General features: G+C 39.2%; 14 protein-coding genes and 1 riboswitch. Of the genes, 4 read left to right on the top strand and 10 right to left on the bottom strand.

The features are described from left to right. Positions 1-96 precede the first annotated feature (96 nt). From Q9Q86_RS05310 to Q9Q86_RS05265, 10 genes are all read right to left on the bottom strand, one after another. Complete coding sequence (locus Q9Q86_RS05310; RefSeq protein WP_112986516.1) at positions 97-1,119, bottom strand: ABC transporter substrate-binding protein; 1,023 nt, start codon at positions 1,117-1,119, stop codon at positions 97-99. A 56-nt stretch (positions 1,120-1,175) separates the two neighbouring features. Next, entirely contained in the window at positions 1,176-1,610 is a 435-nt protein-coding gene (locus Q9Q86_RS05305; protein ID WP_004954346.1) for a CopG family ribbon-helix-helix protein, read from the bottom strand. Positions 1,611-2,350: 740 nt separating this feature from the next. Further along, entirely contained in the window at positions 2,351-5,956 is a 3,606-nt protein-coding gene (uca, locus tag Q9Q86_RS05300; protein ID WP_112986517.1) for an urea carboxylase, read from the bottom strand. 3 nt (positions 5,957-5,959) lie between these two features. Next, complete coding sequence (locus tag Q9Q86_RS05295; RefSeq protein ID WP_112986518.1) at positions 5,960-6,613, bottom strand: urea amidolyase associated protein UAAP2; 654 nt, start codon at positions 6,611-6,613, stop codon at positions 5,960-5,962. A gap of 17 nt (positions 6,614-6,630) precedes the next feature. Next, positions 6,631-7,374, bottom strand: coding sequence for an urea amidolyase associated protein UAAP1 (locus Q9Q86_RS05290; RefSeq protein ID WP_374050029.1), 744 nt, complete (start codon positions 7,372-7,374; stop codon positions 6,631-6,633). A gap of 24 nt (positions 7,375-7,398) precedes the next feature. After that, positions 7,399-7,507, bottom strand: a riboswitch (guanidine-I (ykkC/yxkD leader). A gap of 238 nt (positions 7,508-7,745) precedes the next feature. Next, positions 7,746-8,540, bottom strand: a complete 795-nt coding sequence (locus Q9Q86_RS05285) for an SDR family NAD(P)-dependent oxidoreductase (protein WP_112986520.1) — start codon at positions 8,538-8,540, stop codon at positions 7,746-7,748. A gap of 16 nt (positions 8,541-8,556) precedes the next feature. Then, the gene (locus Q9Q86_RS05280; protein ID WP_227540287.1) at positions 8,557-9,606 is read right to left on the bottom strand and encodes a DUF6670 family protein; all 1,050 of its coding nucleotides are present in this window, start codon (positions 9,604-9,606) and stop codon (positions 8,557-8,559) included. A 258-nt stretch (positions 9,607-9,864) separates the two neighbouring features. Continuing rightward, positions 9,865-12,060, bottom strand: a complete 2,196-nt coding sequence (locus Q9Q86_RS05275; protein WP_039047313.1) for an OsmC domain/YcaO domain-containing protein — start codon at positions 12,058-12,060, stop codon at positions 9,865-9,867. Positions 12,061-12,321: 261 nt separating this feature from the next. Then, positions 12,322-13,395, bottom strand: coding sequence for an amidohydrolase (locus Q9Q86_RS05270; RefSeq protein ID WP_042892037.1), 1,074 nt, complete (start codon positions 13,393-13,395; stop codon positions 12,322-12,324). A gap of 195 nt (positions 13,396-13,590) precedes the next feature. After that, complete coding sequence (locus Q9Q86_RS05265; protein WP_004911169.1) at positions 13,591-14,523, bottom strand: LysR family transcriptional regulator; 933 nt, start codon at positions 14,521-14,523, stop codon at positions 13,591-13,593. Between the two features lie 111 nt (positions 14,524-14,634). Here Q9Q86_RS05265 and Q9Q86_RS05260 point away from each other — a divergent pair, with 111 nt between their 5' ends. From Q9Q86_RS05260 to benA, 4 genes are all read left to right on the top strand, one after another. Then, a complete protein-coding gene (locus Q9Q86_RS05260) occupies positions 14,635-15,750 on the top strand; it encodes a muconate/chloromuconate family cycloisomerase (RefSeq protein ID WP_039047312.1) in 1,116 nt (371 codons plus the stop codon). A gap of 12 nt (positions 15,751-15,762) precedes the next feature. Beyond that, on the top strand, positions 15,763-16,053 hold the full coding sequence (catC, locus tag Q9Q86_RS05255) for a muconolactone Delta-isomerase (protein WP_004911173.1): 291 nt from the start codon (positions 15,763-15,765) through the stop codon (positions 16,051-16,053). Positions 16,054-16,196: 143 nt separating this feature from the next. Continuing rightward, the gene (catA, locus tag Q9Q86_RS05250; RefSeq protein WP_039047311.1) at positions 16,197-17,117 is read left to right on the top strand and encodes a catechol 1,2-dioxygenase; all 921 of its coding nucleotides are present in this window, start codon (positions 16,197-16,199) and stop codon (positions 17,115-17,117) included. An 82-nt stretch (positions 17,118-17,199) separates the two neighbouring features. Next, positions 17,200-18,576, top strand: coding sequence for a benzoate 1,2-dioxygenase large subunit (benA, locus tag Q9Q86_RS05245; RefSeq protein ID WP_004911181.1), 1,377 nt, complete (start codon positions 17,200-17,202; stop codon positions 18,574-18,576). The last annotated feature ends 1 nt before the right edge of the window (position 18,577 follow it).

The following is an 18,577-nucleotide window of genomic DNA, read 5'->3' as shown; positions in this document are numbered from 1 at the left end:
TGATATATCTGATAGATAAAAAAACTCCCTCATGAAAGGGAGATTTTTAAGAGCTAATGATTAAATTTAAAAGTATTATTACTCAATATATTAAAACTATTTCACCTCTTCAATAAGCGTTGGGAATATCACGCCATCAACATCCACTTTAGTGGTGTAGACTCCATTTTTAAAATTAAATTCGTTGACGTGATAACTTGAGCCATAGATAGAGTCAAAGCTGTTGGACTTGGTAAATACCTTCTTATTTGCTTGCAGATCAAGTAAATGAGTTCCGTCAATAAATTGAGCATACTGAGCAGAATCTAAACCGACTCGTTTTGCCATGATTGCTACAGCATCGTCTCGTGTTGCTGGATCATTGATATATTTAACAGTTTTATCCCATACCTGAATGATTTTTTTCCAATCTTCCTTATTTGCAGCAAGGTGTGTCATATTGACGGTCAAAGTATCATAAATCAGTCCCGGCTTATCTTTGGATGAGTAGATGATTTTAGAACCAGCAACCGCTTTTAATGCTTGATTGGCTACAGGTTGCCAAACTGCAATTGCTGACACATCAGGACTTGCAAACACTTGAGGTAATTCATTGGTGACTGCATTCACTAATGTCACTTCAGAGTTTGCTACTTTGGCATCATCTAAAGCTGTATTGAGTAAATGATGATCAACCAATCCTTTCTCAACCGCAATTTTTTTTCCTTTCAAATCGGCAATATTATTAATTCCACTTTTGGCAATAATGACATCATTTCCTGCGGAATAATCAGTTGCCAAAATCATGATGCCTTTGGTACCACCTGATGCGATCACCAAGTTATCACCATTGGATACAGAAACGGCATCGAGCTGATTGGCAGAAAATGCATTGATTGATGCAGAATAATCGAACCATTTGAATTCGACATTTACCCCCGCTTCTTTAAACCAACCCTTTTCAATAGCAACTTGCCATGCCACCCAACCCGGCCAATCACTGTAGCCAATTGTAATTGGCTTACTATTGGTACTGCCTTCATTTTTTGCCTTTGATTCTGGTAGTTTTGCTGTGTTGTCACAGCCCCCTAAAAAAATCGCTGTCAGCACAGATGCTGAAATCAGAGTTTTTTTGATCATCTTATGCTTGCTCCTATTATGCTTTGATATTTAGAACTTTTTGTCACTATGAATGTTTATGTGTTTTGTGCAATTGGCGGCATGACGGCATCCATCAATTCCAAATGCCCTTTAATTACCCCTTTTAATGCAATAAACTGCTGACTAATGGCTTTCAAATCACTACTGACACCTTGCATCAACATGACTTGTAGAACCTTGTCATCATCCAATTGAATATGTAATGAACTAATTACCTGAGCTAAGTGTTGTTGTTGAAGGTCAACAAGTTGTGTTCGAAGTGGTTTTAAACTCACGTCATACAACAATGTCAAAGTGCCAACCATAACCTCATCGTTTTTAGCTAGATCATCGATTAAGTGCCGATTGATCATGTCCAAGATTGCTTGTGAACGACTTTCGTAATGTTGATCTACAATTTTTTGATCAAGTGCATTCAATGTGGTTTCGGGCACAGTAATACTGATTCGAGCTAACTTTTGCTTGGCCACAGTCTCATACCTTTATTTTGCGTTCTTGGTGATTTTGTTTGATATACAAACCTGCCCTAGCACTAAATAATTCGACTAGAAATTTCTTAATAGGATGTCTTTCTACAGCGTTAGTTTTGACTTCACTCATATCGCAGCTCCTACAAGGGTATTACTAAAATTAGTTTTTGTATTACTTGTTTAGAATGCAGGATATGTGCCAATTTTTAGTGATTGAGATTTGTTGAATAAAGTTAAATTAAATAATAAAAAAAGCCCCACTACGCTGAGGTGGGGCTTGTTTAAAGTACTGTATGGCATCAGTTTATTCCGTTGTTATTACTCATGTTCTGGTTATTCTTTTTATACATGTTGGAATGAACCGATGTTTGTGATTTAGTGATCAAGTTGGTTGCTCTCCTCTATTTATGCTGTATATAAATAAAAGCAGAAAGCATGCCAAAATATTAGATAGTTTGCATTCGATCAAAACGTAAGATAAATAAGCTACATAAGTATTGAAAGCAAGTATGAAGCTGATTTCCCAATCTTAAAAATGCCTAAAAAATGTATCAACTCGCACCATTTAGTTACGCTGAATGCATCAAAGTGTGGCTATATTTTACTCAGGTTGGGTCAACTCTTATTTTGTGTGGAACAAGAGCATTTAAGAAAAAAAGCCGTCGAATATAAACACATTCAAAAATGTAATTCTTAAATTAAAAAAGACCGCTTAAGCGGTCTTTTTTATTTCAATCTCATTAAGCCACTGGCGCTAGTGTAAATAACACCTGCCCTGTTTTAACAGTTTGTCCTTTTTCGATCGTAATGCTTTCAACTTTCATGCGTTCGGGCGCAACAATCGGGATTTCAATTTTCATGGCTTCAATGACTGCTAGCGTTGCTCCTTCCTCGACAATATCGCCAGATTGACATTCAATTTTCCAAATCGAACCCGGCATATGTGATTCAACTGCACAACCACCATCAGGAATGATGACGGTTTCACCCTCATCAACAGCATCCAAACTCTCTGAGACATATTCTGCAAGACCTGCCTCATGCCAACGACGACGTTCAGCATCAAAGTTAGCTTGTTGAGTTGCTTTAAAACTTGAAATGGTTTCAGCATTGTCTGATAAGAATTGATTATATTCTTTGAGGTTTAAAACACCTTCCTCAATTCTGAGTTTGAGTCGTCCTGCCTTAAAATCCTCACGCATCTGCATGAGTTCTGTTTCAGAAACTTCATAGAATTTAATCTGATCAAAGAAGCGCAATAACCACGGTTTACCTTGCTCAAAGTCTGCATTTCTACGATAGCGAGACCACATTTGAGTCGTTCTACCCACAAATTGATAGCCACCCGGTCCTTCCATTCCATAGACACACATATAAGCACCGCCGATTCCAACAGCATTTTCAGGTGTCCAAGTTCGTGCAGGATTATATTTAGTCGTTACGAGTCGTTGACGTGGATCAAGCGGTGTTGCAACTGGTGCACCTAGATATACATCACCTAAGCCCATCACCAAATAATTTGCGTTATATACCACGTCTTTTACGGCTTGCTTATCTTTTAGACCATTAATGCGACGGATAAATTCGATATTGTCTGGACACCACGGTGCATCAGGACGCACCGTTTGCATATAACGATCAGTTGCCAACTGCGTTTGTGAATCTTCCCAAGCCAAAGGTAAATAGACAGTACGTGAAGGAACTTGCATTTCAGTCACATCAGGCAATTCTGTTTCTGCTTGTTTGAGTAGGTTCAATAAATTCTGTTGATCCAGTTTGAGTGAGTCATAATGAATTTGAAGTGAACGTATTCCCGGTGTTAGATCAATGATACCTATGATGTTTTGATCTTTAACCCACTGCATTAATGCATGTATGCGGAATCTCAAATTCAGGTCTAAAACCAATTCACCATACTCAACCAACATGTAGTTATTACCAGCGGGGCGATACACTACATTTGGAGTATGATCTTGACCATCTAAACGATCTAATACAGCATCATTTAAGCTATCAAACTCAGCATAAAAGCTTTGACCAAATTGCACATCATTAAGATGCTCAGTACTAAGCATATGATGATAGGTTTGATTTAATTCGGCTGCTTGTTCATATCGAATAGGAACAAATTTGACTTTGTCTCCTGCTTTTAATTGACCTAATTTCCAAAGTTCAGAATGAACAACGACCGCTGGGCAAACAAAACCACCAAGACTCGGACCATCAGGACCTAAAATGATTGGCATGTCTCCAGTAAAGTCGATTGCTCCAATCGCATAGGCATTGTCATGAATATTGGAAGGATGTAAACCTGCTTCACCACCATCTTCACGCGCCCATTCTGGCTTTGGTCCGATCAAGCGAATTCCTGTACGGCTTGAATTGAAATGTACTTCGAAGGAATGTTCAAAGAAGGCATCAATATCTTGTTTGGTGAAAAAATCAGGCGCACCATGCGGACCATACATCACTGCAATTTCCCAACTGTTTGAGAATGTCGGGACTTGTTCTGCATTTAAACTTGTTTGTTGATCTGAACTAAAAGAAGTGATTGGCAACATATCACCAATTAGCAAATTACGTCCTGCGTGACCACCAAATTGACCTAAGGTAAAAGTCGCTTGTGAACCCAAATATTCAGGAACATTCAAACCACCTTTGATGCCAATATAAGTTCTACATCCTGTGATGATTTTACCGCATTTAAGGATTTGCCCTTTCTTGACATTCACCGTTTGCCACATTGGAATGTGCACACCATCTAATGTTGACGGCATGTCACCACCTGCAAGCACGATTTGGCTATCACAGTGAAACTTTAGTGTAGGTCCATGCAAGGTACATTCTAGGCCTGCACTATTGGATGCATTGCCAAGTAGTTGGTTTGCCACATTTAAAGATAAAGGGTCAATCGCTCCAGACGGTGGTACACCCACATCCCAGTAACCTAAACGCCCAGTGACATCTTGTATGGAAGTTTGAATACCAGCTTGCAATACCTCTATTTTTTGAGTTTTCCACTCAAAAGTATTGAGGAAACGAGTGGTCTGAGTACCTGCTTTAAACACTTCACAATCAATAATATTCTGTAAATATTCAAGATTGGTTTCGATACCTGCCACCTGAGTTTTGGCTAAGCTATGATTCATTGCTAGAATAGCCGCATCTCGATCATTTGCCGTGACGATAATTTTAGCAATCATCGGATCGTAAAATGAGGAAACAGTCGAGCCAGTTTCTACCCATGTTTCATTACGTGCTTGATCATCAAATTCAACAAAGGTCAGTAAACCTGCACTCGGTTGGAAGTTTTTGATCGGGTCTTCAGCATACAAACGAACTTGTATCGAATGCCCTACTGATTTCAAAGATTGCGTTGGTGCTGTCCAGTCACCACTCGCAAGTGTGACCATCCATTCTACCAAATCCACGCCGTATACTTGTTCTGTAACACCATGTTCAACTTGTAGGCGGGTATTTACTTCCAAAAAGTAAAAGTCTTGCGTGTCCGTATCCATCACAAACTCAACAGTACCCGCTGAACGATAATTCACGGATTGCATGAGTTGAATTGCAACAGTCTGAATATATGAACGTTGTTGATCATTTAAATGTGGTGCTGGGGTTTCCTCAATAACTTTTTGATTGCGACGTTGAACAGAACAATCTCGCTCACCTAACGCTAAAACTTGTCCTTGACCATCACCAAATATTTGCACCTCGATATGGCGAGCATTCTGTACAAATTTTTCTAAATACAGTCCTGCATCTTTAAAGTTTGCCTGCGCAAGATAAGAAACTGTTGCGAAAGCATCTTTTAGTTCATCAGCATTCCATACCAAGCGCATGCCGATACCACCACCGCCTGCGGTACTTTTTAGCATCACAGGATAACCAATGCGCTCTGCTTCAACCAATGCCTCTGCTTCATCAGCCAAAAGTTGGCTACCCGGCAATAGTGGCACATTTGCTTCGATTGCAAGCTCTCTAGCGGTATGTTTCAAGCCAAATGCACGCATTTGAGCTGAGTTTGGGCCGATAAATGCAATTCCTTGTGATTCACACAAATCACAAAATTCAGCATTTTCAGATAGAAAACCGTAGCCCGGATGGATGGCATTCGCACCTGTTTGTTTGGCGACTTCTAAAATTTTGTCAACATTCAGGTAACTTTGACTCGCGGGTACATCACCGATATAAATCGCTTCATCTGCTAAGGTCACATGCAATGAATCTCGGTCTGCCTCAGAGTACACAGCAACGGATTGGACACCTAATTTTTTTAGTGTTCGAATAACACGACATGCAATCGCCCCACGATTGGCGATTAAAACTTTATTAAACATAGACTAAGCCTCCTCTCCATCACGAATCACTAATTGGATCGGTGTCGGGTTATAGGCATTACATGGATTATTCAGTTGCGGGCAATTAGAGATCAGTACGATTAAATCCATTTCTGCTTTAATCTCGACAAATTTACCCGGTGCAGAAATACCATCATCAAATTTCAAATGTCCATCAGATGTAACAGGAACATTCATAAAGAAATTGATATTTGGACCAATGTGACGCACATTCAAATTGTGCTTTTTCGCGATGGGATGTTTGGCTAAGGCATACATGAAATTGTTACGGCAACTATGCATAGGATAAGTTTCATGTGCATAGCGCACAGTATTACTTTCGCAAGAACATGCGCCACCTAACGTATCATGACGACCACAGTTATCATCATGAATGACTGCAATTAACCGTCCAAAGTTACTGTATAAAGGTGTGCCTTTTTCTAAATAGATATATTGATTCATGGCAAGCGTATCTGTAGCGCTATAACGCTCTTCAGGATTTTCTACTGAGATAAACAACGTATCAACAGCTTGGTTGCCCTCTAAATCGATAATCCGAAAGTATTGCCCTTTTTTGACTTCGCACATCCATGCTTCACCCGCAAGACACACTTCATTTAATGTAGCTTTTTCAAAAGTATGTAAAACCGTCATGATGCTTCTCCTATAGCTTAATATGCTGAACTCAATGCGAAGTAACGTGCGTTATTTTGAAAAGCACGTTGATTTTGTGGACAGGCATCACGACAAATATCGTGGTCGGCTAAAGAGTTGGCTTTATACAAAGACAATTGAATATCACTTGGTTGATAGAGCGAACTGTTATCTAAACCATGTGGAGCAGCAGAAAGGAAAACCAGACAATCCATTTCAAAACGTAATTCAATGATTTGGCTGGTATTGTCTGATTGGGTATAGCTTAGAGCACCTTGATCATTGGGACTCACTTTTGAGAAAAGGTTTAGGGTTGCACTTAAATCAGTTTGTGACAGTGAAAATTTCGCCATCTCTACCAATAAGCCATCGACACCGTTTTGGTACATTTCATTTCGTGCATCTTGAAAACGACGTTGACCAAATTGTTTGGTGATTTGCTCAGGGCGACTCGCCCCACAGAAAGTATCATTCCAACCATGGTCATCTTTAACGATCGATGCCATGACACGCCCTAAATCTGAATATAAAACATTGCCCGTCGTTAAAAATGCAGTATGTTGTCCTTTTAAGGTGTCTGGCATGTTGTAACGTTCGAGTTTATCTTCAGCATTCACACAAAACAGTGAAACATTGGCGTTTGAAGCCAGAGCTTTAAACTGAAGAACGCTCCCTTTCTGAACTCGTCCAGACCAATGATGACCACCTGGTAGTTTTTCAGTCCAAAGACTCTGATTATTATGATATTCGCCCATTCGCATGACCTCTTTTAAGGTTTAAGTCCAACCTCCCGGGCTTTTATCCCTCCGTGTAGTTCTTGCGAACCGTGAACTCTCGGTCTCAGACATAGTCAACTTTTATCCGTTGGCTATCGGAACCCTAGATCACTTTATGATGGAACTAATAAAGCAAATGGCATGCCAGTTTGGTAATACGTTTTTTTGATTTCGTCATACTTTTTTGACTCAAAACAAGGCATTTTAGTGAAGATGCACTAAAATTATTCGAAATATGACCTGTAATAAAAGTCACAGCTGTTTAAATCTACTTTTAGAAAAAGATGAGATAGATATTAATGCCGATCAATTAATCATGCTTTTGTGATCACTGATTAATAAATATCTCCCTCTATTTATAATTTCTTTTCGAGTTGACGATCCATAAGACGAAACAATGGTCGAGTCAGATTCATGACTGCGCTTGGTGCTGTATTTAATAAAGCATTAGCAATCGCACCACTTGGACTTGTAACGCGATAAGGTTTTTTCTGAACAGCTTTCACCAACCAACCCACTGCTTTCTCTGTATCCAACATTCGCATGTGTTTATAGATTGCAGTTTTTGATGACATTGGTGTTCTAACCATCGGGAAATAAACTACACTCACATCTATACCTTGATCTCCAAGTTCCATTTTTAATGAACGAGAAAAGGATTCAAGTGCAGATTTGCTGGCTAAGTAGGCTGAAAATAGTGGGATTGGGACTTGTGTCGACATGGTTGAGACATTGACGATATGCCCTGCATGATTAGTAAGAAAATGCGGCATTAATGCTAATGTCAAACGCACAGCAGCAAAATAATTAATTTGCATCGTGCGTTCATAGTCATGTAATCGATCAAGTGCTTGTGTGATTGGTCGACGAATGGATCGTGCCGCATTATTAATCAAAACATCAATGTTCTCATGTTCGGTTAAAATTTTTTCAATACAGCCCTTTGCATCTTCATCAATTGTGATGTCTACTGGATAAATCCAAGCCTGACCGCCTCGTTGCTCAATCGTACTTTTGACCCTTTCCAATTCTTCTTCGCGTCGTGCAACCAAACAGACTTTAGCGCCTAGATCAGCAAGTTGAATCGCAGCTTGTTCGCCTATACCACTCGAAGCACCTGTGATGATGATCGTTTTATTATTTAAATTCATGTCATTATCCAATAAGTTATTTTCGACGATCTATGTACTCAATATAACCACGCCCTTCAATCAAAGTATCTTGATATTCACCTTTATAGTGATAAGCGCCGACATAACCACTACCCAGACCATAAATCATCGGGGTATCTACACAACCGTTTATAATAGTTATGATTTTTTGTTGGTCTTTAATAACCCATCTAAAGGTTTCTGGTAAATTCATCTCTACACCATCAGGAGAGATTGCAGCTTTATCTTGATAACTTAATACTTCAAATTCTGCTTCAAAACTTTGGTTATATTGATCTAAACCACGTATAAAGGCTTTGCTGACAATTTTCACATCTTTTAGGCGTGTGTCATTCAGTAAAAGCTGAGTGTTATCATCCAAGTTAATAATCTGATAAGTAAAAAAATCTAATGGAATTTTAAAAGCAGAAGGAATGGCTTTATCTCTAATCATATAAGGACTAATACAGGATGCATATTCAAAAGTACAAAGTCCGTTGATTTTTTGAGACTCTCCGCGATAGCTGACTACACCTTCATACTGTGAAAGCAAACTGAAATGATCGTAAATTGGGCTTTTAATAAACCATGTCACTTTATCTGTATTGGTAATTCTAATATTGAGCTCGAAATCCGTTGTACGTGCATTCACGTGATAGTCTGGATAGTTTCCTGTAATGGTAATGTTTTGCCCCAACTGAATATGCGATCCATCTTCATATAACTGACATTCTTTAGGAATTGAATAACCTTTGAATTGATCAGGATAAGTAGCAGCTGTTCCCATAACCGCGGTTGCATTATTTCGAGGTGAATCTTTGAATACATGATCGGTATCAAATGCCAATGCACCGGGTGTGCCGATAACTGACATAATTGAAAAGAATTGATGAGGTGCTGGTAGTTCAGGAATCATCACCCCATAATGAGTCCAACCAATATGTTTGGCTTGATGAAAAGGTTTTAATGCATAGCCTTTAGGAAATGCCTTGCCGTCTTGCGATGCAGAACTGTCAAGCAATGGGAAAATTGAATGAATCAACGATGTGATTGCAGGTTTTGTCACTAATTTTTCAGTGTTTTTTATCAAAGAGAAATTCATCGTAGGACTCACTTTTATATTTAGCGTTATAGTCAATAAAATGCAGAATAAGTTGTTAAATTTGACTTTTAATTACCAAAGATTATGTCAGTTCGGTCAAATTGATTTTTAATAAGATGAATCTTTTTTAATTATAAAATCGTAATTCAAAAGTTTTGGTTTAAATCATGAAAAAAGGTGCATGATTAACATACACCTTTCTTAGATCAAAAGCTTTGAGGCTTAACTTACAGCTTTTGCACGAGCTGCATGCAATTTTTTGTAGCTTTCAATCAAACGTAAATGACGATCCAAACCTTCTAATTTCATACTAGTAGGCGTTAAACCATAAAAACGAACATTACCTTCTACTGAACCAATAACTGCGTCCATACGTTCATCACCAAACATACGACGGAAGTTCTTTTCGTAATCTTCCAACTCCATCTCGTCATCAAGAATAACTTCTAGCACGACGTTCATACATTGATAGAACAAACCACGTTCTACAGTGTTGGTGTTGTATTGGAGGAATTGCTCAACTAAATCTTTAGCTTCTTCAAATTGCTTCAGAGCAATATAAATAAGAAGTTTTAATTCCAGTAGTGTCAATTGTCCCCAAACCGTATTGTCATCAAACTCTATGCCGATTAAGGTTGTGATTTCAGTATAGTCATCAAGTTCGCATTCTTCTAAACGTTCAACCAGTGCTTCAAGACGTGTGTCATCTAAACGATGAATATTTAGAATATCTTCACGGAATGCCAATGCTTTATTGGTATTGTCCCAAATCAAATCTTCAACTAAATAAATCTCAGAATAATCTGGCACGAGGATACGACAAGCTGTAGCACCTAAATGTTCATAGACAGCCATGTAGACTTCTTTGCCCATTTCTTCAAGAATGCCAAATAATTCAGCAGCCTCATCTGCATTCGAGTTTTCACCCTCATTGGTGAAATCCCATTCTACAAAATCATAATCAGATTTTGAGCTGAAGAAACGCCAAGATACTAAACCACTTGAATCAATAAAGTGTTCCACAAAATTATTCGGTTCAGTCACTGCTTCACTTTGGAAGGTTGGCTGAGGTAAGTCATTGAGACCTTCAAAACTACGACCTTGCAATAACTCAGTCAAACTACGTTCTAAAGCCACTTCAAAACTTGGATGCGCACCAAATGAAGCAAACACACCACCTGTGCGTGGGTTCATCAAAGTGACACACATCACAGGGAATTGACCGCCCAGAGAGGCGTCTTTAACCAATACTGGAAAACCTTGTTCTTCTAAGCCTTGGATACCTGCAACAATACTTGGATACTTAGCCAAAACTTCTTCAGGAACATCAGGTAGTGCAATTTCACCTTCAATAATTTCACGTTTTACTGCACGTTCGAAAATTTCAGATAAGCACTGAACTTGAGCTTCTTCTAATGTATTCCCTGCACTCATACCATTACTGAGATACAAGTTTTCGATCAAGTTTGATGGGAAGTAAACTGTTTCGCCATCAGATTGGCGTACAAAAGGAAGTGAACAAATACCACGTTCAATATTCCCAGAGTTAGTATCGTATAAATGCGTACCGAGTAACTCTTTTTCAGGATCGTAAATCTCAAGACAGTATTCATCTAAGATTTCTTTTGGTAGCTCACCATTTGGTCCTGGTTTAAACCATTTCTCATCTGGATAATGCACAAACTCTGCATTTGCAATTTCTTCACCCCAAAATTGATCGTTATAGAAGAAATTACAATTAAGACGCTCAATAAACTCGCCTAATGCAGATGCTAGTGCACTTTCTTTGGTTGAGCCTTTACCATTGGTAAAACACATAGGCGACTGTGCATCACGAATATGCAGTGACCAAACATTCGGTACGATATTACGCCATGATGCAATTTCAATTTTCATGCCTAAACCAGCCAAGATTGCTGACATATTGGCAATGGTTTCTTCTAAAGGCAAATCTTTACCTTGAATATAAGTAGTACTTTCAGATGCAAGATTTGGCATCAATAAAGCTTGAGCATCTGCATCGATACTTTCCACTTCCTCGATGACAAATTCAGGACCCGTTTGAATGACTTTCTTTACGGTACAACGGTCAATTGAACGTAAAATCCCCTGACGATCTTTTTCAGAAATATCAGCTGGAAGTTCAACCTGAATTTTAAAAATCTGTTTATAGCGGTTTTCTGGATCAACAATATTGTTTTGAGATAATCGAATGTTGTCCGTTGGGATATCACGTGCAGCGCAATAGACTTTCACAAAATATGCTGCACAAAGTGCTGATGATGCCAAGAAATAGTCAAATGGACCAGGTGCAGAACCATCCCCTTTGTATCGGATTGGTTGATCTGCAATTACTGTGAAGTCATCGAATTTGGCTTCTTGTCGAAGGTTGTCGAGGTAATTTACCTTGATTTCCATGCTGGCACCTAAAATATGCTTATAGTTCTATAGCAAGAAATATAAGTTTAAAAATGAATAAATAAGCCAAATCGAAGATAAGAGACTGACTTAGAAAGGATTAATTAGCATTACTTCATTTAAAATCACTTTTAAATCAGTAATGCTAATAAGGACAGCTAATTTTACAGAATTATGCGCTGAAATTGAGTAATTTTATTGAACTTTGCAAATTATTTATTGGATTTGGTCAAAACAAATACATTGAAATTCCAATGACAACTAATGCTTATTTATTTGATAAAAGGTTTCCGCATTACTTCTAAAAATTGCTCGCTGCGCCTCTTCACCTAGTGGTGCTGTCATTTCAATATACGCTTGAATGAGATCTTTTAAGGTGGTGTTGGGTTTATCCATTGGAAAGTTGGATGCAAATACAATGCGTTGGGTACCAAAACTCTGAATCGCATGTTCAATGAGTGGTGAAAGTAAATCTTGTATTTGCAGTACATTCGCCGTTATTTGTTGTTTATAAAATTGATGTCCCAGTACTGGCATCATTAATCCTGAAATTTTGGTATAAACATTTTTTTGTTCAGCTAGTTCTGAAATATCCTCTTTCCATTTTGCAAATATAAGCTCACGCTCAGCTGGTGTTCGCCCCGTTCTTTTTCCGACTTTTCCAAATAATCCGACTGGTGTTGCGAGATGATCTACCATGATCTTTGTATCAGGGAAATGTTGTGCGAGTGATTTGATTTCTTTAATTTGAGTGGAATATCCCCAAGCATCGAATGACAAATTCATCTTTGCTAGATGCTCAAAGCCCTTCAGGAATTTTTTCTGGGTGTATAAATGTGGCTGATCACACCAGCGATGAATACCATCATCTGGATACCATGCTGCCATTTTACGAATACCACAAAAATGTGGACTGGCATCTTGATGAGCTTTGAGAATATCCAAAAATCTTTTATTTCTTGGATCTGCTGTAGCCACGATACCCGCAAGTTTTAGTTGTTGCTGATTAAAAGGTAAATGATGAATCCATTTTGTTTCTTCAACCACACCAAAGTTTTTTTGGTGATGCCAATTCGCCTCAACATGAATAACACTATCAATCGAACATCCTGCACTATCAACTCGATAATCAAAAGGTAGATATGGTGATAAAGCATATTGAGTGATGCCTAAAGTTTCGATTAAGTCTTTAGGTTTAACAACGCGTACAATTTTGTCCATCAATTTAGGATATTTACCAAATGCCTTGACCAATCTCGCTGCTGAGTGTGGCGTAGTGTATGGATTCCACTGATGAATATGGGCATCAAGAATTGGGAAGTTTAATTGGTTCATTTTTATAATCTCTGAAATCCTTTTCTCAAGTTTTATTTAACTTGAAGTGACCTACATATTTATAATTATTTTGAAGTTACTAGATCGTTTGGTTACTACCAAATGATTTATATGAATCTATCCATATGAAATAGATTCATTATTTATAACTCAAATAAAGACACTTACCACAAGTCAGTTTCTTTAAATATACGGCTATACTGTTTGACCCCATTGAAAAGTCGTTCTCTTGTATTCTATCCCTTCTAAATCATAAACCTGATAAATCGTATCGTATAAAGACTGGATATCTTCACTGTTATCCATGGCTCTTGCTGTAATAAAAATCGGACTGACTGCACCACTATCTAGGATTGGAATATAAAGTAAATGCGGGAATCGAATGGTATCGGCACTAGCAGGAATGACACATAAGCCTTCTCCAGCAGCCACCAAACCTAAAGCCAATTGAATTTCTCGTAATTCACGGACATTTTTCGGTACCAAACTATGCTCAGCAAAAATATTTAAAAGTTGGCTTGAAAAATTAGGTTTTGGTGTATTGGGATAAACAAATAATTTTTCATCAACCAAATCTGCTAAATGCACTCCCTCGACGCGTTGAGCAATTGGATGACTTGAATGGGCTGCAACAACTAGTCTTTCTTTGCGCAAAAGTACTCTTTTTACAGCAGGATCGCTGATTCTCAACCGACCAAAACCAACATCTATTCGCCCTTCTTTGAGTGCTTGAAGTTGCTCAGTGGTACTGAGTTCTATCAACTGAATATTTAAATGTGGGTGTTGTTGGCGGTAGAGATAAATAATTCTAGGTAATAAACCAAATAATAATGAGCCTACAAAACCAATGGTTAAGGTTCGCTCAATCAAACCAATCCGCTTCGTCATACTCTTAACTTCTTCCGCATTAGACAAAAGTTTTAAGGCATGTTGGTACAAAAATTGACCTGCGGTTGTGGTTTGAAGTGGTCTACTTCCTCGTTCAAAAAGCTGCACACCTAGTTCATTTTCAAGGTTTTGAATTTGCCGACTTAAAGGTGGCTGTGCGATGAACAGCCGTTCTGCTGCTTTGGTAAAGCTTTGCTCTTCCACCACTGCGACAAAATAACGTAAATATCTGAGTTCCATTCCTTATCTCCATACCTAATAGGTATAAAAAAATACATATTCAGTCTTAGACACAGTTTAATCATTCTTTTAAGGTATAGGAAGAGCATAAAGAACCAGTGATGGTGTGAAATGTACAAAACAATCGAAACCATATTAGTCGATATCCCAACGATACGTCCACATAAGCTATCTGTGACGACCATGCAAACCCAAACCTTGGTATTGGTCAAAATCACAACAACGGATGGTCTTGTGGGTTGGGGTGAAGCGACCACGATTGGTGGACTTAATTATGGTGAAGAAAGCCCTGAAAGTGTCAAAGCAAATATCGATACTTATTTTGCCCCGCTCTTATTGTCGATCAAATCTTCAATAAATGTGGCTCAAACACTCAAATTGATTCGTAAAAGTATCAATGGCAATCGCTTTGCAAAATGTGCCATTCAAACTGCGCTCTTGGATATTCAAGCGAAACAACTCAATTTGCCACTAAGCGAAGTATTGGGTGGTCGTCTACGTGATCGTCTCCCTGTGCTTTGGACTTTGGCTTCAGGTGATACTGAAAAAGACATCGCTGAAGCAAAAAAAATGATTGAACTCAAACGCCACAATATTTTCAAGTTAAAAATCGGTTCCAATCCTGTGCAACATGATGTTGATCATGTGATTGCCATCAAAAAAGCTTTAGGACCTGAAATCAGTATTCGTGTTGATGTAAATCGTGCTTGGTCAGAATTGGAATGTATCCAAGGTATTCAACAGTTGCAGGATGGCGGCATTGATTTGATCGAACAGCCTTGTGCGATTGAACAAACTCAAGTGTTGGCTCGCCTAACGCAGCGTTTTGATGTGGCCATCATGGCAGATGAAGCTTTGACAGGTCCTGACAGTGCTTATCGTTTAGCGAAACAGCATGCGGCAGATGTTTTTGCTGTGAAAGTTGAGCAATCAGGTGGTCTGATTGAGGCTTGTGAAGTAGCCAAAATCGCTAAGTTGGCGGGAATTGATCTGTATGGCGGCACTATGTTGGAAGGTCCGATCGGCAGCATCGCTTCGGCGCATGCCTTTAGTACTTTTGACAGCCTTGCCTTTGGTACAGAGTTATTTGGTCCTCTCTTACTGACTCAAGACATTTTAAAAACACCATTGCGTTATGAAAATTTTGAATTGGTGGTGCCAAATACTGCAGGTCTAGGCATCGATATTGACGAAGACAAAATCGAACAGTTGCGTCGTAAGGTTTAAGGGAGAAAGCACATGTTATTTCAGGTTCGTATGGATGTGCATCTTCCTGTGGAGATGCCTGCTGAACAAGCCAATCAGATTAAAGCGGTTGAGAAAGCTTATTCGCAAGATCTACAGCGTCAAGGTAAGTGGCGTCATATTTGGCGGATTACAGGACAGTATTCAAACATCAGTATTTTTGATGTCGAAAGCAATGAAGAGCTACACAACATTTTACAGGGCTTGCCCTTGTACCCCTACATGGACATTGAAGTGATGGCATTGAATCGTCATCCCTCTTCGATCCGTGAGGATGATCGTTAATTCACAACACCCCATCGTCACTCGACAGCGTCATCACATGCTCAGAGTGTCGTAGAGATAAGGACAGTGGTACGGCATAACGGATTGAATGACTCTCCGTTTCCCCACCACCTACGCGAGATGCATAGTTAAGGAGAAATCATATGAATCGTCAGGATATTGATGCATTAGTGAAAAAAATGAATGTTGATACTGCTACAGGTGCAGTAGATCAACGTGTTCAAAGCATCGTGGTACGTTTATTGGGAGATTTATTCCAAGCAATTGAGGATTTGGATATCCAAGCTTCAGAAGTGTGGAAAGGTCTAGAGTATTTTACAGATGCAGGTCAAGCCAATGAATTGGGCTTACTCGCTGCCGGCTTAGGTCTAGAGCATTATTTAGATTTGCGTGCTGATGAAGCCGATGCCAAAGCAGGTGTTTCTAGTGGTACGCCTCGTACGATTGAAGGTCCACTGTATGTTGCAGGTGCACCTGAGTCTGTAGGTTTCGCCCGTATGGATGATGGTTCTGAATCAGACAAAATCGATACTTTAATTATCGAAGGTACAGTGACGGATACAGACGGCAATATCATCGAAGGTGCCAAAGTTGAAATGTGGCATGCGAATAGTTTGGGGAACTATTCTTTCTTTGATAAGTCTCAATCTGATTTCAATTTACGTCGCACCATTCTTTCCGATGTGAACGGTAAATATGTGGCTTTGACCACCATGCCTGTAGGTTATGGTTGCCCACCTGAAGGAACCACTCAGTTTGTTTTGAATAAGTTAGGTCGTCATGGTAATCGCCCTTCGCATGTTCATTATTTTGTTTCTGCACCGGGTTTCCGTAAGTTAACCACACAGTTCAATATCGAAGGCGACAAATACCTGTGGGATGACTTTGCTTTTGCAACACGTGATGGTCTTGTAGCGACTGCTGTCGATGTCACTGATGAGGCTGAGATTCAACGTCGTGGTTTAGATAAACCATTCAAACACATCACTTTCAACATCGAGTTAGTCAAAGAAGCGGCTTCTGCGCCTTCTACTGAAGTTGATCGTCGTCGTGCATCTGCATAAGCAAGCGTAATTTAGGAACCGAGTTATTGAGATTTAATCAAATAACTCGGGGCTTCCTCCTTAGGAAAGTCGGAGAACGGACATGCCAAAAATTCCAGTAATCAACACGACGCATCTTGATCGAATTGATGAATTGCTTGTTGATAATGAAGAAACAGGTGAATACAAACTTCATCGTTCAGTATTCACAGATCAAGCGATGTTTGATCTTGAAATGAAATATATTTTTGAAGGCAATTGGGTCTACCTAGCTCACGAAAGTCAAATTCCAAAAAATAATGACTTTTATACGACTTATATTGGTCGTCAACCAATCATTATTGCTCGCAATCGTAATGGCGAATTAAATGCCATGATTAATGCTTGTTCACATCGTGGTGCACAACTCTGTCGCCATAAACGTGGCAATAAAGCGACTTATACGTGCCCTTTCCATGGTTGGACATTTAACAACTCAGGTAAATTGCTCAAAGTTAAAGACCCTACCGATGCGGGTTATTCTGACTGTTTTAACCAAGATGGTTCACACGATTTAAAGAAAGTTGCGAAGTTTGAAAGTTATAAAGGTTTCTTATTCGGTAGTTTGAATCCTGATGTTCCATCTCTAGAGGAATTTCTTGGGGAAACAACCAAGATTATTGACATGATCGTTGGTCAGTCAGAACAAGGTTTAGAAGTATTACGCGGCTCTTCAACCTATACCTATGAAGGTAATTGGAAGCTCACCGCTGAAAATGGTGCAGATGGTTATCACGTATCTGCCGTGCATTGGAACTATGCAGCTACTACACAACATCGTAAAGAAACTGAAGCGGGTGACAACATCCGTGCAATGAGCGCTGGTTCTTGGGGTAAACAAGGCGGTGGATCATATGGTTTCGAACATGGTCATATGTTGTTGTGGACTCAGTGGGCAAATCCAGAAGATCGTCCAAACTATCCAAAAGCAGATGAATACACCGAGAAATTTGGTGCTGCAATGTCTAAATGGATGATTGAGCGTTCGCGCAATTTATGTCTTTACCCAAATGTTTATTTGATGGATCAGTTCGGTTCACAGATTCGTGTGCTTCGCCCACTGAGTGTAAATAAGACCGAAGTGACCATTTACTGTATCGCACCAGTTGGTGAAGAGCCTGAAGCGCGTGCTCGTCGTATTCGTCAATATGAAGATTTCTTTAATGCTTCTGGAATGGCGACACCTGATGATTTGGAAGAGTTCCGCGCATGCCAAGCAGGTTATGCAGGCTTAGAGCTGGAATGGAATGATATGTGCCGTGGTTCAAAACATTGGATACATGGACCCGATGATGCAGCAAATGAAATTGGTTTAAAACCTAAATTAAGTGGCATCAAAACTGAAGATGAAGGCTTATATCTAGCTCAGCATCAGTATTGGTTAAAGTCGATGAAGAATGCTATCGCAACTGAGAAAAAGTTAGCTGAAAGCCAAATTTAGG

This window comes from Acinetobacter sp. A22, assembly GCF_030913345.1.
Lineage (GTDB): Bacteria > Pseudomonadota > Gammaproteobacteria > Pseudomonadales > Moraxellaceae > Acinetobacter > Acinetobacter junii.
This window is presented reverse-complemented; position numbering and strand designations above follow the sequence as displayed.